General features: G+C 67.8%; 24 protein-coding genes. 23 read left to right on the forward strand and 1 reads right to left on the reverse strand.

The annotated features are described in order from the left end of the window. Nucleotides 1–10 precede the first annotated feature (10 nt). Both ACKN61_RS12875 and ACKN61_RS12880 read left to right on the forward strand, forming a co-directional pair. The gene (locus tag ACKN61_RS12875) at nt 11–1,273 is read left to right on the forward strand and encodes a pyridoxal phosphate-dependent decarboxylase family protein (protein WP_408949880.1); all 1,263 of its coding nucleotides are present in this window, start codon (nt 11–13) and stop codon (nt 1,271–1,273) included. Between the two features lie 133 nt (nt 1,274–1,406). Then, the gene (locus tag ACKN61_RS12880) at nt 1,407–1,625 is read left to right on the forward strand and encodes an MbtH family protein (RefSeq protein WP_031372417.1); all 219 of its coding nucleotides are present in this window, start codon (nt 1,407–1,409) and stop codon (nt 1,623–1,625) included. 159 nt (nt 1,626–1,784) lie between these two features. Here ACKN61_RS12880 and ACKN61_RS12885 read toward each other — a convergent pair whose 3' ends face one another. Beyond that, the gene (locus tag ACKN61_RS12885; protein ID WP_408949881.1) at nt 1,785–3,074 is read right to left on the reverse strand and encodes an MFS transporter; all 1,290 of its coding nucleotides are present in this window, start codon (nt 3,072–3,074) and stop codon (nt 1,785–1,787) included. Nucleotides 3,075–3,408: 334 nt separating this feature from the next. Here ACKN61_RS12885 and cyoA point away from each other — a divergent pair, with 334 nt between their 5' ends. The 21 genes from cyoA (at nt 3,409) to ACKN61_RS12990 (ending at nt 25,643) form a co-directional block, all read left to right on the forward strand. After that, complete coding sequence (gene cyoA / locus ACKN61_RS12890) at nt 3,409–4,473, forward strand: ubiquinol oxidase subunit II (protein WP_408949882.1); 1,065 nt, start codon at nt 3,409–3,411, stop codon at nt 4,471–4,473. A gap of 102 nt (nt 4,474–4,575) precedes the next feature. Further along, complete coding sequence (gene cyoB, locus ACKN61_RS12895; RefSeq protein ID WP_408953819.1) at nt 4,576–6,552, forward strand: cytochrome o ubiquinol oxidase subunit I; 1,977 nt, start codon at nt 4,576–4,578, stop codon at nt 6,550–6,552. Beyond that, nucleotides 6,545–7,180 (forward strand): cytochrome o ubiquinol oxidase subunit III, encoded by a 636-nt coding sequence (gene cyoC / locus ACKN61_RS12900; RefSeq protein WP_408949883.1) that lies wholly within the window; start codon nt 6,545–6,547, stop codon nt 7,178–7,180. The genes cyoB and cyoC overlap by 8 nt, the downstream gene beginning before the upstream one ends. Next, the gene (gene cyoD, locus ACKN61_RS12905; RefSeq protein WP_031372412.1) at nt 7,177–7,572 is read left to right on the forward strand and encodes a cytochrome o ubiquinol oxidase subunit IV; all 396 of its coding nucleotides are present in this window, start codon (nt 7,177–7,179) and stop codon (nt 7,570–7,572) included. The genes cyoC and cyoD overlap by 4 nt, the downstream gene beginning before the upstream one ends. A gap of 275 nt (nt 7,573–7,847) precedes the next feature. Further along, nucleotides 7,848–8,627 (forward strand): SURF1 family protein, encoded by a 780-nt coding sequence (locus ACKN61_RS12910; RefSeq protein WP_408949884.1) that lies wholly within the window; start codon nt 7,848–7,850, stop codon nt 8,625–8,627. Nucleotides 8,628–8,636: 9 nt separating this feature from the next. Next, on the forward strand, nt 8,637–9,971 hold the full coding sequence (locus ACKN61_RS12915) for an ATP-binding protein (RefSeq protein WP_408949885.1): 1,335 nt from the start codon (nt 8,637–8,639) through the stop codon (nt 9,969–9,971). Next, nucleotides 9,961–10,536: a response regulator transcription factor gene (locus ACKN61_RS12920; protein WP_408949886.1), complete on the forward strand. Its 576-nt coding sequence runs from the start codon at nt 9,961–9,963 to the stop codon at nt 10,534–10,536. The genes ACKN61_RS12915 and ACKN61_RS12920 overlap by 11 nt, the downstream gene beginning before the upstream one ends. A 311-nt stretch (nt 10,537–10,847) precedes the next feature. Then, nucleotides 10,848–12,257, forward strand: coding sequence for a sigma-54-dependent transcriptional regulator (locus ACKN61_RS12925; protein ID WP_408949887.1), 1,410 nt, complete (start codon nt 10,848–10,850; stop codon nt 12,255–12,257). Between the two features lie 353 nt (nt 12,258–12,610). After that, on the forward strand, nt 12,611–12,886 hold the full coding sequence (locus ACKN61_RS12930; protein WP_408949888.1) for a hypothetical protein: 276 nt from the start codon (nt 12,611–12,613) through the stop codon (nt 12,884–12,886). A 4-nt stretch (nt 12,887–12,890) separates the two neighbouring features. Further along, entirely contained in the window at nt 12,891–13,478 is a 588-nt protein-coding gene (locus tag ACKN61_RS12935; protein ID WP_408949889.1) for a DUF4255 domain-containing protein, read from the forward strand. Beyond that, entirely contained in the window at nt 13,475–14,395 is a 921-nt protein-coding gene (locus ACKN61_RS12940; protein WP_408949890.1) for a hypothetical protein, read from the forward strand. Before ACKN61_RS12935 ends, ACKN61_RS12940 begins: the two co-directional genes overlap by 4 nt. A 66-nt stretch (nt 14,396–14,461) precedes the next feature. Then, complete coding sequence (locus ACKN61_RS12945) at nt 14,462–16,372, forward strand: phage tail sheath family protein (protein WP_408949891.1); 1,911 nt, start codon at nt 14,462–14,464, stop codon at nt 16,370–16,372. A gap of 15 nt (nt 16,373–16,387) precedes the next feature. After that, on the forward strand, nt 16,388–16,840 hold the full coding sequence (locus ACKN61_RS12950) for a phage tail protein (RefSeq protein WP_031372403.1): 453 nt from the start codon (nt 16,388–16,390) through the stop codon (nt 16,838–16,840). Nucleotides 16,841–16,845: 5 nt separating this feature from the next. Beyond that, complete coding sequence (locus ACKN61_RS12955; protein WP_408949892.1) at nt 16,846–19,791, forward strand: phage tail sheath C-terminal domain-containing protein; 2,946 nt, start codon at nt 16,846–16,848, stop codon at nt 19,789–19,791. A 2-nt stretch (nt 19,792–19,793) separates the two neighbouring features. Next, the gene (locus tag ACKN61_RS12960) at nt 19,794–20,255 is read left to right on the forward strand and encodes a phage tail protein (RefSeq protein WP_408949893.1); all 462 of its coding nucleotides are present in this window, start codon (nt 19,794–19,796) and stop codon (nt 20,253–20,255) included. Nucleotides 20,256–20,274: 19 nt separating this feature from the next. Then, a complete protein-coding gene (locus tag ACKN61_RS12965) occupies nt 20,275–21,153 on the forward strand; it encodes a hypothetical protein (protein WP_408949894.1) in 879 nt (292 codons plus the stop codon). 11 nt (nt 21,154–21,164) lie between these two features. Beyond that, a complete protein-coding gene (locus tag ACKN61_RS12970) occupies nt 21,165–21,341 on the forward strand; it encodes a hypothetical protein (protein WP_223620218.1) in 177 nt (58 codons plus the stop codon). Between the two features lie 18 nt (nt 21,342–21,359). After that, complete coding sequence (locus tag ACKN61_RS12975) at nt 21,360–22,427, forward strand: phage late control D family protein (protein ID WP_408949895.1); 1,068 nt, start codon at nt 21,360–21,362, stop codon at nt 22,425–22,427. A gap of 3 nt (nt 22,428–22,430) precedes the next feature. Then, nucleotides 22,431–23,153, forward strand: a complete 723-nt coding sequence (locus ACKN61_RS12980) for a phage baseplate assembly protein V (RefSeq protein WP_057918049.1) — start codon at nt 22,431–22,433, stop codon at nt 23,151–23,153. A gap of 52 nt (nt 23,154–23,205) precedes the next feature. Then, a complete protein-coding gene (locus ACKN61_RS12985) occupies nt 23,206–25,260 on the forward strand; it encodes a hypothetical protein (protein ID WP_408949896.1) in 2,055 nt (684 codons plus the stop codon). Next, a complete protein-coding gene (locus ACKN61_RS12990; RefSeq protein ID WP_031372396.1) occupies nt 25,257–25,643 on the forward strand; it encodes a GPW/gp25 family protein in 387 nt (128 codons plus the stop codon). The genes ACKN61_RS12985 and ACKN61_RS12990 overlap by 4 nt, the downstream gene beginning before the upstream one ends. Nucleotides 25,644–25,648: the final 5 nt, after the last annotated feature.

Here is a 25,648-nt window from a genome sequence, read left to right on the forward strand (position 1 = left end):
ACAGCGCACCATGACGCGGTTCAATTTCAACGGTCGCAAGACCCTGCCCTCGCGCGGCCAGGCCTGGAGCGAGCTGCAGGAAGCCATGTCCGATCTGCGCAGCGGCGACGCCGACTGGCGCCACGGCCGCACGCCCCTGCACGTCTATTACGCCGGCGAGGACGTGCTCGACGTCGCCCGCCAGGCCTATGCGATGTTCATCAGCGAGAACGCCCTGGCGCCGGCGGCGTTCCCGAGCCTGAAGCGGATGCAGGACGACATCATCGACATCTCGCTGTCGCTGCTCGGCGGCGGCGACGATGCCGGCGGCACCATGACCTCGGGCGGCACCGAAAGCATCATGCTGGCAGTACGCAGCGCCCATCGCGCCTTCCGCGAGCGGCGTCCGCAGGCGCGTCCGCACTTGCTGCTGCCGACCAGCGCGCATCCGGCCTACGACAAGGCCGCCGACCTGATGGGCCTGGACGTAGTGCGGGTGCCGATCGGCGCCGACTACCGCGCCTGCGCCGACATCCTGGCCCAGCACATCAACGACGACACCATGATGATCGTCGCCTCGGCGCCGTCGCTGCCGTTCGGCACCATCGACCCGATCGCCGACATCGGCCGGCTCGCGCTCGAACGCGGCGTGTGGCTGCACGTCGACGCCTGCATCGGCGGCTTTCTCGCCCCGCACGTGGCCAAGTTCATGAGCGGCCTGCCGCGTTTCGACCTCAGCGTGCCCGGCGTGCGCTCGCTGTCGGCCGACCTGCACAAGTTCGGCTACGCCGCCAAGGGCGCCTCGGTGATCCTGTACGCCGATGCCGAAGACCAGGAACACCAGTACTTCGAGTACTTCGACTGGCCCAAGGGCATTTACCGCACCGAAACCCTGACCGGCACCCGCCCTGGCGGCGCCGTCGCCGCAGCCTGGGCGGTGATGCACTACCTCGGCGAGGCTGGCTACCGCGCACTCGCCCAGCGGGTGATGCACATCCGCGACCGCTACATCGAAGGCATCGACCGCATCCCGGGCCTGCACTTGCTCGGCAAGCCCGACCTCAGCGTGATCGCCTTCGCTTCCGACCGCTACGACATCCACGACGTCGGCGACGCCATGGAAGCGCGCGGCTGGTACATCAGCCGGCTGTCGAACCCGGCCGCATTGCACATGACCGTGACCCCCGGCCACGACCAGGGCGTCGACGATTACCTGAGCGACCTGGAACGGTCGATCCCGCATGCGGACCGGCCGGCCCTGCGTTCGCAATCGCGGACCGTGGTCACGTACTGATCGCAGCGCCGATCCGGATCATGCGTGATCGATCCGATCGGTAACCCAAGCACGGCATCCTTCCACCCTCGGGACCGGCGAACACCGCACCGCTCGCCTTCCCCTTCATCGCAACCGCAAGCAGGAGCACGACATGAGCAATCCCTTCGACGACCCCAACGGCAGCTTCCTGGTCCTGGTCAACGACGAGAACCAGCACTCGCTGTGGCCCGAATTCGCCGAAGTCCCGGCCGGCTGGCGCAGCGTGCACGGCCCCGGCGCGCGCCAGGCCTGCCTGGACTACATCGAGACGAACTGGACCGACATGCGTCCGGCCAGCCTGATCAAGGCGCAGGAACAGCACGCGCATTGAACGACGCGCGCGATCGGACGCTCCGGCCACCGGCCGGATGCGTCGCGATCGCGAGTGGCGAAAGAATGAAACGACGACGGGCCGACCCGACGGTAAGCGGTCGGCCCGCACGACGCGCCCCGGACGAGATCCGGGCGGCGCGTCGGAACACGCAGCGGTTTAGCTGCGCAGCTTCAGGGCGCGGTTGACGCCCAGCGCCGCCAGGGTGCAGATCGCGCCCGACAGCAGGTACACGCCGACGAAGGCCAGGCCGAAGTGCGCGCACAGGCCCAGCGCCACCAGCGGCGCGAACGCGGCGCCGATCAGCCAGGCCAGGTCCGAGGTCAAGGCCGCGCCGGTGTAGCGGTACTTGGAGCCGAAGTTGGCGGTCACCGAACCGGCGGCCTGGCCGTAGGACAGGCCGAGCAGGATGAAGCCGATCAGGATGAACACGTCCTGGCCCACTTCGCCGGACCCGAGCAGGGTCGGTGCGAAACCGCTGAACATGGCGATCGCCGCGGCCAGCGCCGCCAGCGTGCGCGGGCGGCCGTAGCGGTCGGCGATCACGCCCGATACCACCATCGAGCCGCAGGCCAGCAGCGCGCCGACGATCTGCACGCCGAGGAACTGGCTCACCGACTGGTCCGAATACAGCAGGATCCACGACAACGGGAAGATCGTGACGATATGGAACAGCGCATAGCTGGCCAGCGCGGCGAAGGCGCCGATGACGACGTGGCGGCCCTTCTGCTGGAACAGCTCGACCACGTCGGTGGGTTCGAGTTCGTGTTCGCCGAGTTCGCGCTCGTACTCGTGGGTCACGACCAGGCGCAGGCGAGCGAACAAGGCGACGACGTTGATCGCGAACGCCGCGAAGAACGGATAGCGCCAGCCCCAGTCGAGGAAGTCGCTCGGCGCCAGGCTGGTGTTGAGATAGGCGAACAGACCGGCGGCGATGATGAAACCGGCCGGCGCGCCGAGCTGGCCCAGCATCGCGTACCAACCGCGGCGGTGCTTCGGCGCGTTGAGCGCGAGCAGCGACGGCAGGCCGTCCCAGGAACCGCCGAGGGCGATGCCCTGGCCGACCCGGAACAGCGACAACAACGCGATCGAGAGCACGCCGATCTTGCCGAAACCGGGCAGGAAGGCGATGCCGGCGGTGCAGGTGCCGAGCAGGAACAGCGCGACGGTCAGCTTGGTGCTGCGGCCCCAGCGGCGCTGGATCCACATGAAGGCGACGGTGCCGATGGGACGCGCGACGAACGCCAACGCGAAAATCGCGAACGACCACAGCGTGCCTTCCAGACGGCCCAGGAACGGGAAGAACACCGTCGGAAACACCAGCGCCGAAGCGATGCCGTAGACGAAGAAGTCGAAGTACTCCGAAGCGCGGCCGATCACCACGCCGACCGCGATGTCGCCGGGCGCGACCTCGGCATGCGAACCGGTGTCGTGCACCGAAACGGTCATGGAGGAATCCGGGTTTGCGTGATTTGGCGTATGCATCGTCGATTCGGTGGTGGGCGCCGCGGCATGGTCGTGGCGACCGGGCCTGGACACTGTGCCTAAACAGGCGGGTACGTTCAGTTAAAGCGCGTCCGACAGCGACGGAACCGGAAACGACGCCCCAGGCCCCAAAAGCGGCAAAGGACGAGCGCCCGGCTACCGGGACGACGCTAGCTTCCCACCACCGGCCCGGCGCTGCCATAGGACAAAACGTCCAATCGTCGTCACAGTCCTGCGCCTCTACAGTGCGCGCATCGCCGCGACTGCCGCGGCCTCGATCGTGCTGCTTGCTCCTTAGATGACCGCCATCGAACCCCTGCTCCGCCCCTCCCTGCTCCGCCGCCTGTTCATGGCCGCGGCGATCCTGCCGCTGGCCGGCTGCAACACGATCTTGCTGAACGCGCCCGGCGACGTCGCCGCGCAGCAAGGCGACCTGATCGTGGTGTCGACCGTGCTGATGCTGCTGATCATCGTGCCGGTGATCGCGCTGACCCTGTATTTCGCCTGGCGTTACCGCGCCTCCAACACCAAGGCCACCTATAAACCGGACTGGGATCATTCGACCCAGCTCGAGCTGCTGATCTGGGCGGCGCCGCTGCTGATCATCATCGCGCTCGGCGCGATCACCTGGATGAGCACGCACACGCTCGATCCCTATCGCCCGCTCGACCGTATCGCCAAGAATCGTCCGGTGCCGGCCAACGTGAAACCGCTGGTGGTCGAGGTGGTGGCGCTGGACTGGAAGTGGCTGTTCCTCTATCCCGAGCAGAACATCGCCACGGTCAACGAACTCGCCGCGCCGGTCGATCGCCCGATCCAGTTCAAGATCACCGCCTCCACGGTGATGAACTCGTTCTACATCCCGGCGCTGGCCGGACAGATCTACGCCATGCCCGGCATGGAAACCCAGTTGCACGCGGTGATGAACAAGCCGGGCGACTACGAAGGCTTCTCGGCCAACTACAGCGGCGCCGGTTTCTCGCACATGCGCTTCCGCTTCCACGGCCTCGACCAGGCCGGCTTCGATGCCTGGGTGGCGAAGAATCGCGCCAGCGGCGCGACGCTCGAGCGCGCCGGCTACCTGGAACTGGAAAAGCCCAGCGAGAAGGAACCGGTGCGCCGCTACGCCAGCGTCGCCCCCGGCCTGTACAAGGCGATCCTCAACCGCTGCGTCGACAGCAGCAAGATGTGCATGGACGAGATGATGGCCATCGACGCCGGCGGCGGCCTCGGCCTCAACACCGATGCGCTGGCGCCGCGCCGCAAGGGCGACCTGCGCGGCGGCCCGGTGGTGACCTCGGCGATGTGCCTGACCGAACCCTCGGCCGGCTCGACCCTGGGCGTGGCCACGCTCGCCCCCTGACCTGTTTCGTAAACGCATTCACCGGGCGCGCCGAACGCGCGCCGAGTCCGCCCGCGGACTTCTGGAGTCGAGATGTCTGACCAATCCAACCTCGCCACGCTGATCTTCGGCCGGCTCACCTGGGACTCGATCCCGCTGCACGAACCGATCCTGATCGCGACCTTCGCCATGGTCGTGCTGGGCGGCCTCGCCGTGGTCGCCGCGATCACCCGCTACAAGCTCTGGGGCTATCTCTGGAACGAGTGGTTCACCAGCATCGATCACAAGAAGATCGGCATCATGTACATCGTGCTGGGCCTGATCATGCTGATGCGCGGCTTCGCCGACGCGATCATGATGCGCCTGCAGCAGGCGATGGCGTTCGGCGACAACGCCGGCTACCTGCCGCCCGAACACTACGACCAGGTCTTCACCGCCCACGGCGTGATCATGATCTTCTTCGTGGCCATGCCGCTGGTCACCGGCTTCATGAACTACGTCGTGCCGCTGCAGATCGGTGCGCGCGACGTCGCGTTTCCGTTCCTCAACAATTTCAGCTTCTGGATGACCGCTTGCGGCGCGGCCCTGGTGATGGTCTCGCTGTTCGTCGGCGAGTTCGCCAAGACCGGCTGGCTGGCATATCCGCCGCTGTCGGGCATCGCCTACAGTCCCGGGGTCGGCGTCGACTACTACATATGGGCGCTGCAGATCGCCGGCGTCGGCACCTTGCTATCGGGCATCAACCTGATCGCGACCATCGTCAAGATGCGCGCACCGGGCATGAGCATGATGAAGATGCCGGTGTTCACCTGGACCTCGCTGTGCACCAACGTGCTGATCGTTGCGGCGTTCCCGGTGCTCACTGCGGTGCTGTTGCTGCTCTCGCTCGACCGCTACGCGGGCACCAACTTCTTCACGAACGATCTGGGCGGCAACCCCATGATGTACGTGAACCTGATCTGGATCTGGGGCCACCCGGAGGTCTACATCCTGATCCTGCCCTGCTTCGGCATCTTCTCCGAGATCGTCTCGACCTACAGCGGCAAGCGCCTGTTCGGCTACGCCTCGATGGTCTATGCGACGGTGGTCATCACCATCCTGTCCTACCTGGTGTGGCTGCACCACTTCTTCACCATGGGCTCGGGCGCCAGCGTCAACTCGTTCTTCGGCATCACCACGATGATCATCTCGATCCCGACGGGCGCGAAGATCTTCAACTGGCTGTTCACCATGTACCGCGGCCGCATCCGCTTCGAGGTGCCGATGCTGTGGACGATCGGTTTCATGGTCACCTTCACCATCGGCGGCATGACCGGTGTGTTGCTGGCGGTGCCCCCGGCCGACTTCGTCCTGCACAACAGCCTGTTCCTGATCGCCCACTTCCATAACGTGATCATCGGCGGCGTGCTGTTCGGCCTGTTCGCCGGCATCAACTTCTGGTGGCCCAAGGCCTTCGGCTTCAAGCTCGACCCGTTCTGGGGCAAGTGCTCGTTCTGGTTCTGGATCACCGGCTTCTTCTTCGCCTTCATGCCGCTGTACGTGCTCGGCCTGATGGGCGTGACCCGGCGCATGAGCCACTTCGAGGATCAATCGCTGCAGATCTGGTTCGTCATCGCCGCCTTCGGCGCGGTGCTGATCGCCATCGGCATCGCCTGCATGCTGATCCAGTTCGTGGTCAGCATCCGTCGCCGCCACGAGCTGCGCGACGAGACCGGCGACCCGTGGCAGGGCCGCACCCTGGAGTGGTCGACCTCCTCGCCGCCGCCGGACTACAACTTCGCCTTCACCCCGGTGGTGCACGACAACGACGCCTGGCACGACATGAAGCAGCGCGGTTACCAGCGTCCGACCTCGGGCTTCCTGCCGATCCACATGCCCAAGAACACCGCCGCGGGCGTGGTCATCGCCGGGCTCAGCACGCTGTGCGCGTTCGCCCTGATCTGGCAGATGTGGCTGGTCGCCGGCGTGTCCTTCGCCGCCATGCTGATCGCCGCCATCGTCCACACCTTCAACTACAAGCGCGACTACTACATCCCGGCGGAGCAAGTGACCGCCACCGAAGCCAAGCGCACGCAACAACTGGCCGCCGCCCATGTCTGACGCTCACGCCATCGCCACCCACACGCCCGACGGGCGCCCGGTCTTCTTCGACCTCAAGGGCAAGCACCATCCGGAGAACGGTACCCTGCTCGGGTTCTGGCTCTATCTGATGAGCGACTGCCTGGTGTTCGCCTGCCTGTTCGCGGTCTACGGCGTGCTCGGGCGCAGCTACGCCGCCGGCCCGTCCGGCGCCGACCTGTTCGACCTGCAACTGGTCGCGATCAACACCTCGATGCTGTTGCTGTCGTCGATCACCTATGGCTTCGCGATGATCGCGATGCAGAAGCGCAAGATCGCCGCGGTGCAGGGCTGGCTGGCGATCACCGGCTTGTTCGGCCTGGCCTTCATCGGCCTGGAACTGTACGAGTTCGCCCACCTGATCCATGAAGGCGCCGGCCCGCAGCGCAGCGCGTTCCTGTCCTCGTTCTTCGCCCTGGTCGGCACCCACGGCCTGCACGTGACCTTCGGCATCGTCTGGTTGGCCACCTTGATGGTGCAGGTCGGCAAGCACGGCCTGAGCGCCGAAAACCGCCGCCGCCTGCTGTGCCTGTCGATGTTCTGGCATTTCCTCGACGTCGTCTGGATCGGCGTCTTCACCTTCGTTTACCTGATGGGAGTGCTGCCGTGACCGAGCCCACCACTCACGCCGCGCACGATCATGGCCACGGCCATGACGACCACGACGACGGCGCCCACGGCAGCGTCGGCAGCTACACCATCGGCTTCCTGCTGTCGGTGGTGCTGACCGCGATTCCGTTCTGGCTGATCATGGCCAAGGTGATCCCGAACTCCGGCACCGCCGCCTTCGTGGTGCTGGCCTTCGCCGTGGTCCAGATCGTCGTGCACATGGTGTATTTCCTGCACATGAACACGAAGTCGGAGGGCGGCTGGAACATGCTCGCGCTGATCTTCACCCTGGTGTTGGTGGTGATCCTGCTGGCCGGTTCCTTGTGGGTCATGCACCACCTCAACGTCAACATGATGCCGATGGCTCCGCACGACATGCGCAACATGCCTTGATTCGGGATTCGGGATTCGGGATTCGGGATTCGGGATTCGGGATTCGGGAATCGGGAATCGGGAATCGAGTTTCGGGTCTTCGGTTCTCGCCGTGTTCTTTTTGCCCGTCGTTCCCGCGAAGGCGGGAACCCAGGGTTTCACCGCGACATGACTCTGAAGTCTCTGGATCCCCGCCTTCGCGGGGATGACGGATGAGGAGTACGTAGGCCGCTGCACGAGCTTGAAATCGAGCAACACCGAACGCCCTATCGGCGATCCATGAAGAGGCCCCGACCATGACCGCGAACACCGCCAAGCGCCCGCGCAGCCGCTTCGCCCTGGCGGTCCTGTCGTCGATCTTTTTCGCCGCCTTCCTCGGCCTGATCGTCCTCGGCGGCTGGCAGGTGCAACGCCGCGCCTGGAAGCTCGATCTGATCGAACGCGTCGAAGCCCGCGTACATGCGCCGCCGGGCGCGGCGCCCGGGCCGGCCGATTGGCCCCAGGTCAGCGCCGCCCGCGACGAGTACCGCCACGTCCAGCTCGAAGGTCGGTATCTGGGCGGAAAAGACAGCCTGATCCAGGCCGTGACCGCGATCGGCCCCGGGTTCTGGCTGGTGACTCCATTCCAGACCGACGCCGGCCCGATCGTGCTGGTCAACCGCGGCTTCGTCCCGGGCAAGCGCGAAGCCGCTGCCGCGGCCGCTTCGGCCGACACCCGGGTCACCGGCCTGCTGCGCCTCAGCGAGCCCGGCGGCGGTTTCCTGCGCAAAAACGCGCCGCAGCAGGATCGCTGGTACTCGCGCGACGTGGCCGCCATCGCCGCCGCCCGCGGCCTGCAGCGCGTGGCGCCCTACTTCATCGACGCCGACCGTCGCGACGAAGGCCCCGTCGCAGCCAATGCCGAGCCGGCCTGGCCGGTCGGCGGACTGACGGTGATAAAGTTTCCCAACAATCATCTGGTCTATGCGCTGACCTGGTTCGGGCTGGCCCTGATGGTCGCTGCCGCCGCATGGCGGGTGGCGCTGGAAGAACGTCGGCGCCGCCGCGCCGCCGCATCGCTCGACGTCATCCGCTGAGGGCCGCCGATGCAGGATTTGCCGCTACCGCGCACGCTCGACGCCGAAGCGCCCGCCTCGACGGCCTCGCGCGACAGCGCCGGGGTCAAGAACATGCACCAGTTGATCCAGTTGCGCTGGATCGCGGTGATCGGCCAGGTCGCGACCATCGTCTTCGTCCACTTCGCCTTCGGCATCGCCCTGCCGTTGGCGCCGATGGCGATCGTCTTGGCCTGCCTGGCCGCGTTCAACCTGGTCAGCCTGCTGCGCTGGCGGCACCGCGAGAAGGTCACCAACGGCGCCCTGTTCCTCGCGCTGCTGGTCGACGTGGTCACCCTGACCGCGCAGCTGTACCTCAGCGGCGGCGCCGCCAATCCGTTCGTGTTCCTGTACCTGCTGCAGGTCGCGCTGGCGGCGGTGTTGCTGCGCTCGTGGGCGAGTTGGGCCGTGGTGTTCGCGACCAGCGCCTGCTTCATCGCCCTGACCATGTTCGCCGGGCCCGTGGTGATTCCGGCCGACCCGACCCGCGGCCTCGCCGACCCCTACGTCCAGGGCATGCTGCTGTGCTTCGTCCTCAACGCCACCTTGCTGGTGGTGTTCATCACCCGCATCGGCCGCATCCTGCGCGCCCGCGACGCGCGCCTGGCCGACCTGCGCCAACGCGCAGCCGAGGAAGAGCACATCGTGCGCATGGGCCTGCTGGCCTCGGGCGCCGCACACGAACTCGGCACGCCGCTGGCGACGCTGTCGGTGATTCTCGGCGACTGGCGGCGCATGGCGCCGTTCACCGAGCAACCCGAGCTGCTGCAGGAGCTCGACGAGATGCAGACCCAGTTGCACCGCTGCAAGACCATCGTCACCGGCATCCTGCTTTCCGCCGGCGAAACCCGCGGCGAAGCCCCGGCGGAAACCACGGTCGGCGCCTTCCTCGACGAACTGGTCGACGAGTGGCGAACGACCCGGCCGGTGCGCGGATTCGATTACGCCAATGGTTTCGGCGAAGATCTGCCGATCGTCTCCGACTCGGGCCTCAAGCAGATGATCTGCAACGTGCTCGACAACGCCCTGGAAGCCTCGCCCGACTGGATCGGCCTGGAAGCCTCGCGCGACGACGACCGCCTGGTGCTGAAGGTCAGCGACATCGGCCCCGGCTTCGCCCCAGCGATGCTCTCGCACTTCGGCAAGCCCTATCAGTCGAGCAAGGGCCGCCCCGGCGGCGGCCTGGGCCTGTTCCTGGCCCTCAACGTCGCCCGCACCCTCGGCGGCAGCATCACTGCGCAGAACCGCAGCCCGCGCGGCGCTATCGTCACGATGACCCTGCCGCTGTCGGCGCTGACCCTGGTCGAGGCCGCCGATGAGCAGTGACCTCAAGAGTGAAGATCCCGGCCCGCCCCGGGACGGGCCGCGCGAACTGTTGATCGTCGAAGACGACGCCGCCTTCGCCCGCACCCTGACCCGCTCGTTCGAGCGCCGCGGCTATCTGGTACGCAATGCGACCGACCTCAGCGAAGTCGACGCCCTGCTGCGCGAACACTCGCCCGGTTTTGCGGTGGTCGACCTCAAACTGGCCGGCGGCGATTCCGGCCTGGCCTGCGTGCAGGCCCTGCACGCCCACGACCCCGACATGCTGATCGTGGTCCTGACCGGCTACGCCAGCATCGCCACCGCAGTCGAAGCGATCAAGCTCGGCGCCTGCCATTACCTGGCCAAGCCCTCGAACACCGACGACATCGAAGCCGCCTTCGGCCGCGCCGGCGGCGACGCCACGGTCGAGCTGACCGAACGCCAGACCTCGATCAAGACCCTGGAATGGGAGCGCATCCACGAGATGCTCGCCGAGACAGACTTCAATATCTCCGAGACCGCCAGGCGGCTGGGGATGCATCGAAGGACCTTGGCCCGGAAGCTGGGGAAGCATCGGGTTAAGTAGATCGAGCGCGGAACTCGCTGACGAGCCCGGCCAATTATTCAATCGTTATCAATACCTTGAAGCGATAATTTCGCCTCTGCATCGATGCGTCCGGGAGCCTCTCCCGGCTCGGAGCGAGGCGCTACCGCCGGTCGGAATCCCCCCGATGTTACGTAAACGAACACCCCGAGCGTGACCGGCGCGGGGATGGCGCCGCGTTGATCGTCCTGCAACACCTCGAAAACCTCCGGCTTGGCTTGGCGCCCCACGGCGCCGCGCCGTGGTCGGTTGCGCGGGTATCTGGCGGACTGTCCCGGTCATGGAGGCGTGCGATGGAAGTCCCCCGATGGGCCGTGGTTCCGCTCGGAAGCGCGCCTGCAGAAGTGCGCGACGTGCGCGAGGTGCTCGCGGCGCTGTCGTGTTGCGCCTCGGTCGAGCTGTCGCCATCGGGTTATCTGCAGGCGGCGATCCAGGGCGCCGACGGCATCGTCCTGGTCCCGGGCTTGGATGGGCTGGCGACGATTGCCGAGTCGATCGCGGCGATCCGGCACGAGCGCCCGCAATTGGCGATCGTGGTGGCGACCCGCGATGCCGGCGATAGCGAGCTCGATGCCCTGATCCTGGCCGGCGCTTCGGACTTCGTATCCCTGCCCTCGACCGTGTCGGAATGGCGGGTGCGCCTGCATCGTGCGCTGCATACCGCTGCGGCGCCTTGCCGCGGCGAGCCGGTGCAGGAGGAGGAACCGCACATCCGCGGTTTCGTCCACGGCAGCAAGGCCTGCGCGGCGATCGCGACGCGTCTGCCGACCCTGGCCCGCTGCGACGCCAGCGTGTTGATCACCGGCGAGACCGGCACCGGCAAGGAGGTCTGCGCGCAGGCCATCCATTACCTGTCGATGCGCGCCGACCGCCCCTGGGTCGCGGTCAACTGCGGCGCCATACCGGTCGAGCTGGTCGAGAACGAACTGTTCGGCCACGTCAAAGGCGCCTATACCCATGCCCACAGCGCCTGCCCGGGTCTGGTGCGCGAGGCCGAGGGCGGCACTCTGTTTCTCGACGACGTCGACTGCCTGCCGCTGTCGGCGCAGGCCAAGCTGCTGCGCTTCCTGCAGGAACGCGAGTACCGGCCGGTCGGCTCCAACACCGTCCATCGCGCCGACCTGCGGGTGATCGCCGCCAGTAACTGCAATCTGTGCACGCTCTCGCAGAGCGGCGGCTTCCGCCAAGATCTGTACTACCGCCTCAACGTCCTCAACATCACTCTGCCGCCGCTGCGGCAACGGCCGGAGGACGTGCCGATCCTGGCGCGGCACTTCGCCGCCCATTTCGCCCGCGAGTTCGGCCGTGCGCCGGCCAGTTTCTCCTACGGTGCGCTCGAACGCCTGCTGCGCCACGATTGGCCCGGCAACGTGCGCGAGCTCAAGCACGTGATCGAGCGCGCAGTGCTGTTGTCGGGCGGCCAGGTGCTGGTCGCGGAAGACATCGAGATCGAACCGGCTTCGCCCGATCTGTCCCTGCCGCCCTCGTTCGACCTGGCCGCCGATTCGTTCCGGGCGGCGAAACAGCGCGTGGTCGAAGACTTCGAGCGCGGCTACGTCGAGCACCTGCTCGCCGCGCATGCCGGCAACGTCACCCACGCCGCGATAGCGGCCAAGAAGGACCGCCGCGCCTTCTTCGAGCTGATGCGCAAGCACCGCATCGAACCCAAGCGCTTCCGCGCGTTCGAGTCGCAGCTCACCTGATCGCAGCGTTATCCGCGACGAGACGGTAACCGCCGTGCCCGCGGCATCGTCGTGCCTGCATGTACGACCGAACGGTCTTCCGGATATGCGTCGTTCGACGCTGCGACGGCCCGACCCGTGCGCTCACCGGACAAAGCCACGCACCGCGCGGACAAAAACATCCTGGCTGCGCAGGCTTGAAAACACGGCGTTCGCGGCCGGCATTGTGACGGCCGTCGGGTTCGCGCCCGGATCAAAATATCCGCCCTCGCTCGGCATCCCGCATCGACGACGCCCACCGCGCAAGCGTTTGCCTCGTCCGTCGCCGTTGGCATCGCTCTTGCATTGATCTGATGCGCAGAGGGTCGATCGCGATGGACGAAAGCTCCGCGGTATCGGCATGTGTGAAGGCATTGGCCAGCTATATGCGAGCCAATCCGCAAGCGTGCGATACCGCCGAAGGCATCCATCGCTGGTGGTTCGGAAGCGAACACGAGGTCGCCATGGACGAATTGCAGGAGGCGCTGGACTGGATGAAACGCTGTGGGGTGATCGAGGAGACCGTGGCGGCCGACGGCCGCAGGCGCTACCGACGGCTCGCCGGCGATGCGCTGCTCGGCGCCTTGCTGACGCAACGGCGCGGAGACTGAGCCCATGGCGAACTACCGCGCCATCGCCGCCACCAGTACCGCACTGGCCGGCCTGCTGCGCGATCGCTACCCGCGCGACGAATTCGGCGCCGGCCTCGACATCAGCCTGTATCAGGCGCGCGACTTCGAGTCGCCGATGCAGGACGGCTTCTCGATTTACCTGTTCCGCGTCGCCGTCAACGGCGCCATGCGCAACCTGACCCTGCGCCGTTCGCCGGACGGCCGCCGCTATCGGCCGTCGCTGCCGCTCGACCTGCATTACATGATCACGCCCTGGGCGCAGGACACCGAACGCCAGCAGCGCATGCTCGGCTGGGTGATGCGCTTGATGGAAGACACCAGCGTGCTCAGCGCCGGCCATCTCAATCACTACATGCCCGAGACCGACACTTTCGGCGCGCAGGAAGGCATCGAGGTGGTCTGCGATCCGCTGTCGCTCAACGACTATCTGACCCTGTGGGATCGCCTGCGGCGCCTGCCGTCCTCGGCGACCTATGCCCTGCGCATGGTGCTGATCGATTCCGACGTCAGCGTCGACGACGGCGCCGCGGTGCAGAGCCGCCGCTTCGAAGTGCACGAGGCGATCACGTGAGCGCGGTCCTGTTCGAACTCGAAGTGCTGCAACGCAATGCCGCGCTCGGTCTGCGTTTCTGGGACATGGCGAGGGCCAGCTCGGTCATCGACGGCCTGGTCGTCGAGGTCTACCCGCGCAACGCGCCGAACGCGCGCAAGCGCGCCCTGCCCAACCCGAGCGGCATCTACGTGGCGCATCGGGTCAGCGGCCTGATCGATTTCGAGTTCGACCAGCGCGAACCGGTCGAACAACCCTGGATCGATGCGTTGAACGCGTCGCCGCCGGCCTCGGGCTACCGCATCGAAGTCAGCGACCCGTTCGGGCGCTTTCTGCCGTTGGCCTTCGATGCCGAATTGCCTGCACGCGGGCTGTTCACCTGGCTGGCGCCCTGGGTCTCGCCGCCGCAGCCGCTCGCCCTGCCCGGCACGGCTTCGTCGCCGCCGCAGTTGCTGATCGAGCGCATTCCGCTGTTCTCGGCGCCGAGCCGCCCCCTGCCGCAACCGCTCGCCGTGACCTATGCGCAGTTGCGCGAGGCCGGCACCCAGCGCGTGCCGGCCTGGAGCCTGCTCGCGGTCGACATCGACGGCGCGCCGCGCGGCATCGGCATGGCCGACCGCGACGGCCGGGTGGCGGTGATCTATCCCTACCCCGAGCCGCCGCGCACGCCGCTGTCGTCGCCGCCGGAAGCGCGCAGCGATTTCCGCTGGACGGTCGAGCTCAGCGCGTTCTGGTCGCCGGCCTCGCCGCCGATCGAAGCGCCCGCCGTACCCGATCTCGCCGACGTGCTGGCGCAACTGGCCACGCCTTGCACGGTGATCGATTCGCTGTCGTCGCCGGCGCCGCCCCGGCGCCTGGAGTACCGCCGGCCGATGACGGCCAGAACCGAAGGGCAGCCGGCGGCGGACGCTTCCTGGCTGTTGGTATCCACCGCATGACCGCGCCGCGCCACTACGCCGACACGCGCGCCAAGACATGCGCCGTCTTAGGCAAGGAGAACTGCTATGTCTGAGTACCTGGCTCCCGGTGTCTTCGTCGAGGAAGTCTCCTTCCGCGCGAAATCGATCGAGGGCGTGAGCACCACCACCACCGGCTTCGTCGGTCCTGCCCGCTACGGCCCGCTCGACATCGAGCCGGAAATCGTCACCAGCCTGGTCGAGTTCGAACGCACCTACGGCGGTCGCGACAAACTGGTGTTCCAGGACGCCGGCGAAGTCGACAACTACCTCTGGCACGGTGTGCGCGCTTTCTTCGAGGAAGGCGGCAAGCGCCTCTACGTCAGCCGCGTGTTCACCCCCATCGACGCGACCGACGAACGCCCGGGCTGCGCCCGCGGCGGCCTGCCCGGCAGCCCCTCGTCGATGATGGTGTACGCGCGCTTCCCCGGTCGCGCCGGCAACGCGCGGGTCGGCTTCACCTTCAACGTCGGCCAGAGCCTGCTCTCAGACGTCGACGGCGTTACTTTCGCCAACTCGCTGCAATCGCGCGACGTGGTGTGGATCCGGCCGCGCGCCGGCGCGCCGTCGCCGGCGGTCGAGGACGGTTATTACCTCGCCCTGTGGGATGCGGCCAACGAAAGCTGGGCCTTCGTCTCCAGCGGCGACGACATCGGCACCGCCGAGGCCACCCTGACCGACCTCAGCGCCGCCAACTACGAGCTGCGCGTGGTCACCGTAACGGTGGTCGTGCAGCCGCTAGGCGGCGGCGACGCCTTCGTCGCCCCCGACCTGCCGTTGGACCCGCTGCACCAGCGCGCCGGTTCGCCGGATTCGCTGTTCGCCTATTTCGCCGAGTTCCCGGCCAGCCTCAGCCGCGCCCGCACCCTGCCGATCGTGATCCGCGCCGAAGACGTCGCCGCCATCGGCACCGGCACCGAATTGCTCGGCGCCTTCTTCGATGCCGACCCGAACGCATCGGTGTCGCCGCCGGCGGGCTTGCGCGCGGCCATGCAGAACTCGCAGAGCACGCCGGCCGAACGCAGCCTGGCGATCCTGATCGACGACGGCGACGACGGCCTGCGCCCGTTCGCGTCTGCCTACGAGGGCGAGGTCGACAGCGCCGACCGCAAGACCGGCCTGCGCCAGTTCGAGGACCTGGAAGACATTTCGATCGTCGCCGCGCCGGGTTCGACCTTCGGCTACGGCGCCGGCTATGCGACCCATGCGCCGTCGATCGTGCGGGCCCTGATCCGCCACGCCGAGCGCATGAAGTACTGCATCGCCGTGCTCGACAGCGGCGACAACCAAGCGATCAGCGAAGTGCGGGCGATGCGCGCCCAGCTCGATTCCAAGCACGCCGCGCTGTACTACCCCTGGGTGCGCGTGCTCGATCCGCTGACCCAGCGCGAGACCCACATGCCGCCGTCGGGCTTCGTCGCCGGCATTTACGCCCGCAACGACGTCAACCGCGCGGTCTACAAGGCGCCGGCCAACGAGGTCGTCAACCTCGCCCTGGGCTTCGAGCGCTTCCTCAACAAGGCGCAACAGGAAGTGCTGAACCCTGAAGGGATCAACTGCTTCCGCTATTTCGAGGGCCGCGGCATGCGCCTGTGGGGCGCGCGCACGATCAGCTCCGACCCGGAATGGAAGTACGTCAACCTGCGGCGCTACTTCGCCTATTTGGAGCGCTCCATCGACAAGGGCACGCAGTGGGCGGTGTTCGAGCCGAACGGCGAACAGTTGTGGGCCAACGTGCGCCGCACCATCGAGGACTTCCTCCTCAACGAATGGCAAAGCGGCGCCCTGCTCGGCGACAAGCCGGAGAAGTCGTATTTCGTCAAATGCGACCGCTCGACCATGTCGCAGAACGATCTCGACAACGGCCGCCTGATCTGCCTGATCGGCGTGGCGCCGCTGCGGCCCGCCGAATTCGTCATCTTCCGCATCGGCCAGTGGACGGCCGACCGCAAAGTCTGATCGGAGAGCAACGTCATGGCCACCCTTCGCGACCGCCCGTACGTGCAGTTCAATTTCCTCGTCGACCTGGGCGACGGGGTCACCGACGGGCCGCAGGCCGGGTTCCAAGAGCTCAGCGGCATCGGCATGGAAGTCACCGTGTCCGAGTACCGCACCGGCAACGCCAAAGAAAACAGCGTGATGAAGATCACCGGCATGAACAAATCCACCGACGTGACGATGAAACGCGGCGTGATCGGTTCGCTCAACCTGTACCAATGGCTCGACCAGATCCGCAACGGCGACCAGAAGGCCATGCGCACGGTGACGATCCATCTGCAGAACGAGGACCACACCCAGATCGTGCAGACCTGGAAGCTGCTGCGCGCGCGGATCATCAAACACACCAGCGGGCCGTTCAACGCCAAGGGCACCGATGTGGCGTTGGAAGAGCTGACGCTGTCCTACGAACGGCTCGAGATGGAGTGAGGATCGTGGCGAACGCGCGCCGGCTGCCGGGCATCCAGGTCGACGTGGCTCCGCCGCTCGCGGCGGAGGCCCTGCCGCGCCTGGACGTGGCGGTGTTCGTCGGCTTCGCCTCGACCGGCCCGCTGCACCTGCCGGTCGCAGTGGAGAGCGCTGCGCAGTACGCGACCGCGTTCGGCGCCGACGCGGCGCTGGCCTGGGACGAACGCCGCGGCGAGCGCGTGCATGCGCATCTGGGCCCGTCGGTGCGCGCCTTCTTCGCCAACGGCGGTCGCCGCTGCTGGGTGATACGGGTGGCGCGCAGCGCCGAGATGGAGCGCGTGCGCGCCGAGGTCGACGCCGATGACGATGGCGGCGCCGATCCCTCGCTCGCGGTCGCCGTCGGCAACCGCTTCGCCCTGTCCGGAATGCTGTCGATCGCCGCGGCCAGCGGCGAAGCCGAACCGGCCATCGTCGCCACGCGCTGCGAAGGTTCCTGGTCGGACCCCTTGCGCGTCAGCGTGTCGGTGCAGTCGCGCGGTTTCGCCCTCGACGCTTGGTCCGGCGTCGATTCGCCGGCTTCGGGCCGATACGAATTCCTGACCCGGCAAGCGCTGCGCAGCGGCGACCTGCTGCAGTTCGGCCGCAGCGTCGGCGATTGCGCCTATGCCCGCGTCGAGGACGTCGCGGCCGGCGCGACTCCGGCGGCGCCGTACCAGGTCTCGGTGTGCATGCTGGCCGCGTTCGAACGCGTCGTCGCCGAGGCCTCGCCGCCGGGCGAGCTTGCCGGTGTCGCCCGCCTCGCCGGTCTGGAACTGCCGTTTGCAGCGACTCTACTGGCGCCGCCGGGCTTCGACAGCGATCCGGATTCGGCCGCCGAACCCGCGCCGCTTGCCCTGCGCTTCGACGAGCCGCTGCCCGAATCCGCCTTCGCGATCGGCGCCTGGGTGCGTTTCGATGCCGCCGGCGCGGTCCACTGGTTGCGCATCGACGAAGCCGACCGCGCGCCGGACCTGTCGGCGAGCCCGCAGCTGACGACGACCTTGCAGGTGCTCGCGACCGTGCATGGTCCGGCCTGGCGCAGCGTCGACCTCGCCGCCGCGCCGCTCGGCACGGTGGCCTCGGCGCAAGTGTTGGAAATCGAACTGCTTGCGACCTCGGAGAACGGTCCGCAAGCGCGTCTGCGCCAGTTGGCGTTGACGCCGAGCCGGCCCGGCAACTTCTGGGAACTGCAGTGCGACAGCGATTTCTATCGCGTGCACGACGATCTCGCCGCCGCGGCGCCGGCGCAATTGCAACGTTTTCCATTGGCGCCCGACGAGGCGCCATTACCCCTGGCCTGGCTGCCGCTCGGTGCGAGCGGTCTGTTCGGCGCGGCGGTCGGCCCGCTGCACCGCGGCGAGACCGCGCTCGAACGCGATGGCCTGGCAGCGTTCGACAGCGGATTGTTTCTCGACCCGGAACTCGCCGACGACGGCGTCGACGCCCTGCTCGCGCATGCCGACGACATCCGCCTGATCCGCGAGCAGACGCGCCCGCTGTACGGGCTGCACGCGGTGTTCGGCATCGGTGCCGGCGGCTTGTTCAACGAGGCCAGCCTGATCGCCGTGCCCGACGCCGTCCACTGCGGCTGGCAACGGCGCGGTGCGGACGACCCGGAACCCACGCAAGCACCACTCGTGACGACGCCGGCGCATTGGCGCGCGCATCGCGGCGCCTGCCTGGCGACGGTGCCGGCCGACTCCGTCTTGGCAACACCCGATTTCGGTCGCTTCCTCGATTGCGGCACACGCCTGATCGAAGCGCCGCTGCTCGACGGCCCCGACGCGCCGATGCCGCCTGGTACTTATCGCTTGAGCTGGACCGAGAGCGAGCCCGGTGCGGTCTATGCCCTGTTCGAGGCCGGCAGCGCCGATTTCAGCGACGAGCGCGAGATCTACCGCGGCGCCGACGGCGAGTACGTGGCGATGAGCCAACGCGAAGGCCTGTATCACTATCGCGTGTTCGCCTGGGTCGGCGACGAAAGCAGCCAAGGCTCCAACCCGGTCACGGTGCGCGTACGCGCCGACGACTGGGAACAGATCGCACCGGAACTCGCCGGGGACCTGCACGAGGCCGACTGGCTCGAGGTGCATCGGGCCAGCCTGCGCCTGGCCGCGGCCTGCGGCGATCTGTTCGCGGTGCTGTCGATGCCGCGCCATTTCCGCACCGCTCAGGCCCTGCGCTATACCCAGCGCCTGCGCGCCGTGCGCATGCCGACCGATCAAGCCGGGCCGAGCGATCCGCACGCCTTCGGCTTCGACGAAGCCCGCGCCCTGAGCTACGGCGCACTGTACTTCCCCTGGTTGCAGTCGGATGCGCGCGCGAGCGGCACCGACAGCGCCGGTCAGCGCCCCTTACGGGTGGTGCCGCCGGACGGCGTATCGGTCGGAGTGCTGTCGAAGCGGGCCTCCATACGCGGCGCCTGGATCGCCGCGGCCAACGAACCGATGAAGGATGTGGTCGCCTTGACCCCGCCGATCGCCGACAGCGATCGCCAGGCCCTGCAGGACGCGCAGATCAATCTGCTGCGCAACGATCCGCGCGGCTTCTTCGCCCTGTCCGCCGACACCCTGGCCCTGGAGGAAGCGCTGCGGCCGATCAACGTGCGCCGCTTGTTGATCCTGCTGCGGCGCATGGCGCTGCGCCACGGCACTCGCTACGTGTTCGAGCCCAATGGGCCGGTGCTGTGGCGTTCGGTGCAGCGCGGCTTCGACTTGCTGCTGACCGATCTGTTCCAACGCGGTGCCTTCGCCGGCGCCACCGCCGCGCAGTCCTTCCGCGTGGTCACCGACGAGGGCGTCAACACGCCGCAGTCGGTCGACGCCGGCCGCTTCGTGGTCGAACTGCGGGTGGCGCCGTCGCTGCCGATGCGTTTCATCGCCGTGCGCCTGGCCCAGAACGGCGAGCGCCTGGCCGTGATCGAGGAGCTCTGAGCATGGCCGCCCAGCCCTACCCGTTCACCAATTTCAACTTCGCCGTCGAGATCAACCGCGGCGACGACGCCAAGCCGCTGGTCAATGCCGCGTTCGCCGAATGCGACGGCCTGGAAGTGAACATGGAAGTGAAGACCATCCGCGAAGGCGGCGCCAACGATCGCCAGATCCGCCTCAACGGCATGGTCAGTTACGGCCAGCTCACCCTCAAGCGCGGCATGACCGAAAACTTCGACCTGTGGCGCTGGTTCAAGGACAGCATCGCCAACCCGCGTTTGCGCGCCAATGCCGAGGTGGTGCTGTTCGCCGCCGACGGCAGCACCGTGCGCGCGCGCTTCCAGCTCTCGCGCTGCCTGCCGGTCAAGCTCAAGGCGCCGGCGCTGAACGCGCGCGACGGCCAGGTGGCGATCGAAGAACTGCAGGTGGCCTACGAGACCCTGGCCCTGAAGGAGCTCGACGCATGAAACGCGCGGAGGCCACGTCATGAGCCTGGAAAAAGCCCAGCTGATCGAACTCGACCAGAGCTTCGCCAACGAGAAGTCCGGCGGGCGCAAGGTCGCGGTGCAGTTCAATCCGGAAACCCTGAAGGTCACCTTCGCCAACCAGATCGTGCAACCGCAGGGCGGCGACCAAGCCGCCGGCAACGCTGGCCGCCAGTTCGTCGGTGCCGGAACCACCAAGCTCGCGCTGCAGTTGTGGTTCGACGTCACCGCGATGGAGAAGGACGCGGTCGACGACGTCCGCCGCCTGACCCAGGACGTGGTCTATTTCATGACCCCGCAGAAGTCCGAGGAAGACCCGAAGAAACTCTCGCCGCCGGGACTGCGCTTTCACTGGGGCACGTTTCTGTTCGACGGCATGGTCGAGGGCATGGAAGAGACCCTGGAGTTCTTCTCGCCCGACGGAAAACCGCTGCGCTCCAGCATCACCATGACCCTGTCGCAGCAGAAGATCCTCGAAGCCAAGTTCGAGGGCGAAGGCAAGGTGCCCAACCAGCCCGGCCAGGCGCCGTTGAAGAGCGCCAACGAGGGCGACTCGCTGCAGTCGATGGCCGGCAGGAGCGGCAAGCCGGACTGGCAGGGCATCGCTTCGGCCAACGGCATCGAAGACCCGCTGCGCATGTCGCCGGGTCAGTTGGTCGATCTCAATCTTTCCGCCGGCGCTTCGATCGGCGGCGGTGCCGGCATCGGCGGCGGTGTCGGCATAGGCGTCGACGCGGGCATCGGCGGCAGCGCCTCGGTCAGCGCCGGTTTCGGCACCGGCATGGGTGGCAGCGTTGGCATCGATGCCGATGCCAGCGCCAGTGTCGGCCTCAACGCATCCCTCGGCGGCAGCGCCGGCGGCTCGATCTCGTTCGGATAAGGAACCCGGCCATGGCGGTAGTCATCAACGAATTCGAAGTGTTGGCCGAGCCGCGACCGGCGGCGAAGTCCGATGCGAACAGCGGCGCCAAGTCCGAGGGCGAGGCTCCGGAGAAGCTCGAACCGCGCGACGTGCAGATGGCGTTACGCCACATCGACCAGCAATCCCTGCGCGTGTGGGCGCATTGACGGAGCCATAGCCAGCCCATGGGCGATACCGCGACATTGCCGATCAAAGCTTCGCGTCCGTCGGTGGAAATCGACGGCAAGCGCGAGGCCACGCTGACCAGCTCGCTGATGTCGCTCGACATCGTCGAGTCGGAGGCCGGCCTGGCCCGCTGCGAGCTGGTGTTCGGCAACTGGGGCGGCCCGGACAAGGGCGGCTTCCAGCACTTCGGCCGCGACCTGCTCGAATTCGGCAAGCCGCTCACCATCAAGCTCGGCGACGGCAAGTTGTTCGAGGGCCGGATCAGCGCGCTGTCGGCGAAGTTCCCCGACGGCGGCACGCCGCAGATCGGCGTCTGCGCCGAAGATCGTCTGCAAGACCTGCGCATGACCCGGCGCACCCGCGCCTTCGCCGACGCCAGCCTCGCCGACATCCTGCGCAGCATCGCCGGCGACCATGGCCTGCAGGCGCAGGTCGACGTGCAAGGCGAAACCTACAAGTTGCTGGCCCAAGTCAACCAGAGCGACCTGGCCTTCCTGCGCGACCTGGCCCGGCGCGAAGACGCGCAGATCTGGGTCGAGGGCAGCCAGCTCAAAGCGGCGCAACGCGCGCAGCGCAACGGCCAGTCGCTCGAGTTGTCCTGGGCCGGGCCCTTGCGCGAGTTCGAGGTCTGCGCCGACCTCGCCCATCAGCGCACGCGCCTGGTCGGCGCCGGCTGGAGCGTCGCCGACAAGCGCGTGGCCAAGCACGAGGCCGACGAAGCCGCGATCCGAGCCGAACTCAACGGCGGTCCCAGCGGCGCCGAGACCCTGCAACAGGCGTTCGGCGCACGCGTCGACGCGCTCGCCCACGGCCTGCCGAGTTCCGACGGCGAAGCGCGCGCCTTGGCCGAAGCCAGCTTCCGCCATATGGCGCGGCGCTTCATCACCGGCCACGGCGTGGCCGAAACCAAGGACGCCCTGCGGGTCGGCAACAAGCTGAGCATCAAGGGCGTGGGGCCGCTGTTCGAAGGCGACTACACCGTGACCGAAGTGCAGATCCGCTTCGATCCCAAACTGGGCGTGCGCACCGAGTTCTGGTGCGACCGGCCCGCGATCGGACGGGGCTGAGCCATGCGCATCGTCGAGCTGCCGCCGTTCGAACAACTGCTGAGCGAACGCCTGCCGAGCGGCTGGGGCGGGCGCTGGTACGGCGTGCTGGTGGCGCTGGTCACCGACATCAAGGACCCCGACAACCAGGGCCGCGTGCAGATCACCCTGCCCTGGTCGCCCGACGCCAGCGGCCAGCGCTACGAAGGCTGGGCGCGGCTGGCGACGATGTTCGGCGGCAACAACCGCGGCAGTTGGTTCGTGCCCGATGTCGATGATGAAGTGCTGGTCTGTTTCGAACACGGCGACCCGCGCCGCCCTTACGTGATCGGCGGCCTGTGGAACGGCCGCGACCAGCCGCCCGAGTCGATGGACGGCGCCGGCAACAACTACAAGAAGGTGCTGCGCTCGCGCAACGGCGTGAAGATCACCCTCGACGACCAGGACGGCCGCGAACAGCTGTTGCTGGAAACGCCGGGCGGCCAGAGCTTCACCCTCAAGGACGGCCCCGGCGCGGTCGAGATCGAAGACAGCAACGGCAACTCGGTCAAGCTGGAAATGTCCGGCATCACCGTCACCGCCGCGGCCAAGGTCACCGTCAACGCCAGCCAGGTCGCGGTCAGCGCCGGCATGGTCACGGTCGACTCGGCGATGTCGCGCTTCTCCGGCGTCGTGCAAGCCGACACGGTGATCTGCAACAGCATCATCAGCGCCTCTTACACCCCCGGCGCGGGGAACATCTGGTGAAGCCGATGACCGCCACGCGCCGAGATCGCCCGCCACGCCCGCGGAGGACGCCATGAACGCCCATCCCTTGCGCTGGCAGGCGCCGCAACCGCTGTGGTCGCGCTTCGGCGACGCCGCCGGCGCCGCGGCCACGCCCGAACAGGCGCGCCCGGCGATCCTGCGTTTCGCCAGCGACGACTTCATGGAGCAGTTGCTCGGCACCCTGGCGCGCGACCCGACCCGCATCGACAAGCTGGTCGCGCGCCACGAGACCTGGCGCAAGCCGATGGTCGACCCACCCGACCTGGTCGAACGCGCGCCGATGCCGCAATTGGTGCAGGCCTCCAGCCGCAGTGCGGCAGCCAGGCTGCCGAAGCCGCGGCTGGCCCCGGCCGACGCGGATGCGCCGCCGTTGAAGCTGTATCAGCCCGCGCATCAGCGCCATTACTTGGCCACCGCGAGCCTGGTCTGCGGCATCCAGGGCCTGCCCGAGCACGCGCTGGTGCGCGGCGGCGGCGAAGAAGTCGGCATGGTGCTGCGGCGCCTGATGCCGGTGCCCGGCGACGCCAGCGGAACGCTGCACGAGTTCGCTTATCTGAAGGATCTGCAGGGCGCGCGTTGGCAGCGTTGCAACGACAACACCGACTTCGTGCCCGGCGAGGACCGCCTGCCAGCGTTCGCCTTGAGTTTTCTCGACGACGGCCAGCATCGCCGTGCGCTGTGGGCCGGCAGCGTCCCCGTCGGCCGGCGCGAGGAATACCTCGGCTGCCGCGTCGATACCGCGCCGTCGCCGGCGTACGCGGCCGCCCAGCGCGAGCAACTGTCGCCGAGCGTTCCGGCACCGGCGAACTCCAAGCTCGCGCGTACCGCGCAGTTCCAGATCGACGTCAGCGAGCCGTGGAAGACCATGATCCGCTCGGCCTTCAAGCTCGCCGCCGCGCCGGCCTCGACGCCGACCATCGGCGACGAAGCCGAACCGCCCGGCGATCGCGTCACCCGTGCGTTCAATTTCAACCTGCAGCAGCAAAGCGCGTCGTGGCTGGTGCTGCTGGATTGCGCCGACCACCTGCAGAGCTATCTGCCCGATGTCTGGAACGCCATCGACAACAACGGCGCCGGCTACGCCGCGCTGTCGAGCAACCGCCGCGCCCTGTACGACTGGCTCGGCACGGTGGTCATGAGCGCGCCCTTGATCGCCGCACTGCAACCGACCGCGCAATACCCGGTCGCCGCCTCGATGCGCGCCGCGCTCAAGGCGATCCGCGCCCCCGGCGTGCGCGAAAAGCTCGAAGCGAGCACGGCGACCTTCGCCGCCACGCCCGACACCCGCGGCCTGCCGGACTGGCCGCGCTTCAGCTTCTGCCTGGCCGGGGTCGAGCAAAGCCTGGCCGCGAACGGGCCGTACAGCGCGCTCGACAGCCTCGGCGACGATGCCTCGATCGACCCCGACCCGGTCGCCGGCAACGTGCCGGGCCAGGACGTGGCGCGCAAGGTCGACCGGTTCACCGCGCTGTACGCGCGCGCACTCGAAGCCACCACCGAAACCGACGCGCCTCCGGTGCCGTTCGCGTTGCAGGTCAAGAACGCGCTCGGCAACAACCTCGGCGCCAACCTCGGCGACGGCGGCTGGTTCGTGCTGCGCTTCGTCCATGGCCGCCGCGACTGCGGCCCGCTGCATCCGCCGCTGTTGTCGGCGCCGACCGAACGCTTCCGCCTGGCGAGCTTCTTCGATTCCGATGCGCCGGCGCGGCCGATCCGCATCTCGCTGCCGGCCGACACCAGCCCCGCCGGCTTGCGCAAATATCAGAAGAACACCGCTTTCGTGCTCTCGGACATGCTGTGCGGCCAGGTGCAACGCGCCAAGGGCATGGGCCTGGTCGACCTGGTGCTGTCGGTGCTGCCGTGGCCGTTCCACAAGGACCTACCCGCCGGCGACGGCGCGCCGTGCCAGAGCGGCGGCATCAACATCGGCATGATCTGCTCGCTGTCGATTCCGATCATCACCATCTGCGCGCTGATCCTGCTGATCATCATCGTCATCCTGTTCGACCTGATCTTCCGCTGGCTGCCCTACTTCGTGATCTGTTTCCCGGTGCCCGGGCTCAAGGGCAAGAAGGAATCCTCATGAGCATCTTCGGTCGGAGCCTGTCGTTCCCGCCGCGGGTCGGCGCCGACGGCCGTTTCGTCTGGTCGTCGGGCGAGGACAACATCCGCGAATCGATCGCGGTGATCCTGAAGACCGAACCCGGCGAACGCGTCGGCGTGCCCGAGTTCGGCGCCGGCCTGGCGCGCTTCCTGTTCGAGCCCAACAACCCGGCCACCCATGCGCGCATGCGCGATGCGGTGCAACGCGCGCTGACCCGCTGGGAGCGGCGCATCGAAGTCGAAGCGGTCGAGGTGGCCGCGCACGCTACCGAAGCCGAGACCGCGGTGGCCACGATCACTTACCGGCTGGTGGCGACCGCCTCGCGCGAACGCATCAGCCTCGCCATTCCGCTGGCCGTGACCTGAGGCCC

Source organism: Lysobacter sp. Hz25, assembly GCF_046097045.1.
In the GTDB taxonomy this organism is placed as follows: Bacteria; Pseudomonadota; Gammaproteobacteria; order Xanthomonadales; family Xanthomonadaceae; genus Lysobacter; species Lysobacter antibioticus_B.

Excerpts from the sequence above, each read along its gene's own strand:
- ACKN61_RS12885 (WP_408949881.1), bottom strand. The coding sequence starts at position 3,074 with ATGACCGTTTCGGTGCACGACACCGGTTCGCATGCCGAGGTCGCGCCC.
- ACKN61_RS12915 (WP_408949885.1), top strand. The coding sequence starts at position 8,637 with ATGCAGGATTTGCCGCTACCGCGCACGCTCGACGCCGAAGCGCCCGCC.
- ACKN61_RS12920 (WP_408949886.1), top strand. The coding sequence starts at position 9,961 with ATGAGCAGTGACCTCAAGAGTGAAGATCCCGGCCCGCCCCGGGACGGG.
- ACKN61_RS12965 (WP_408949894.1), top strand. The coding sequence starts at position 20,275 with ATGAGCCTGGAAAAAGCCCAGCTGATCGAACTCGACCAGAGCTTCGCC.
- cyoC (WP_408949883.1), top strand. The coding sequence starts at position 6,545 with ATGTCTGACGCTCACGCCATCGCCACCCACACGCCCGACGGGCGCCCG.
- ACKN61_RS12975 (WP_408949895.1), top strand. The coding sequence starts at position 21,360 with ATGGGCGATACCGCGACATTGCCGATCAAAGCTTCGCGTCCGTCGGTG.
- ACKN61_RS12930 (WP_408949888.1), top strand. The coding sequence starts at position 12,611 with ATGGACGAAAGCTCCGCGGTATCGGCATGTGTGAAGGCATTGGCCAGC.
- ACKN61_RS12935 (WP_408949889.1), top strand. The coding sequence starts at position 12,891 with ATGGCGAACTACCGCGCCATCGCCGCCACCAGTACCGCACTGGCCGGC.
- ACKN61_RS12880 (WP_031372417.1), top strand. The coding sequence starts at position 1,407 with ATGAGCAATCCCTTCGACGACCCCAACGGCAGCTTCCTGGTCCTGGTC.
- ACKN61_RS12960 (WP_408949893.1), top strand. The coding sequence starts at position 19,794 with ATGGCCGCCCAGCCCTACCCGTTCACCAATTTCAACTTCGCCGTCGAG.
- cyoA (WP_408949882.1), top strand. The coding sequence starts at position 3,409 with ATGACCGCCATCGAACCCCTGCTCCGCCCCTCCCTGCTCCGCCGCCTG.
- ACKN61_RS12985 (WP_408949896.1), top strand. The coding sequence starts at position 23,206 with ATGAACGCCCATCCCTTGCGCTGGCAGGCGCCGCAACCGCTGTGGTCG.
- ACKN61_RS12970 (WP_223620218.1), top strand. The coding sequence starts at position 21,165 with ATGGCGGTAGTCATCAACGAATTCGAAGTGTTGGCCGAGCCGCGACCG.
- ACKN61_RS12950 (WP_031372403.1), top strand. The coding sequence starts at position 16,388 with ATGGCCACCCTTCGCGACCGCCCGTACGTGCAGTTCAATTTCCTCGTC.
- ACKN61_RS12875 (WP_408949880.1), top strand. The coding sequence starts at position 11 with ATGACGCGGTTCAATTTCAACGGTCGCAAGACCCTGCCCTCGCGCGGC.
- ACKN61_RS12910 (WP_408949884.1), top strand. The coding sequence starts at position 7,848 with ATGACCGCGAACACCGCCAAGCGCCCGCGCAGCCGCTTCGCCCTGGCG.
- ACKN61_RS12990 (WP_031372396.1), top strand. The coding sequence starts at position 25,257 with ATGAGCATCTTCGGTCGGAGCCTGTCGTTCCCGCCGCGGGTCGGCGCC.
- ACKN61_RS12945 (WP_408949891.1), top strand. The coding sequence starts at position 14,462 with ATGTCTGAGTACCTGGCTCCCGGTGTCTTCGTCGAGGAAGTCTCCTTC.
- ACKN61_RS12925 (WP_408949887.1), top strand. The coding sequence starts at position 10,848 with ATGGAAGTCCCCCGATGGGCCGTGGTTCCGCTCGGAAGCGCGCCTGCA.
- ACKN61_RS12980 (WP_057918049.1), top strand. The coding sequence starts at position 22,431 with ATGCGCATCGTCGAGCTGCCGCCGTTCGAACAACTGCTGAGCGAACGC.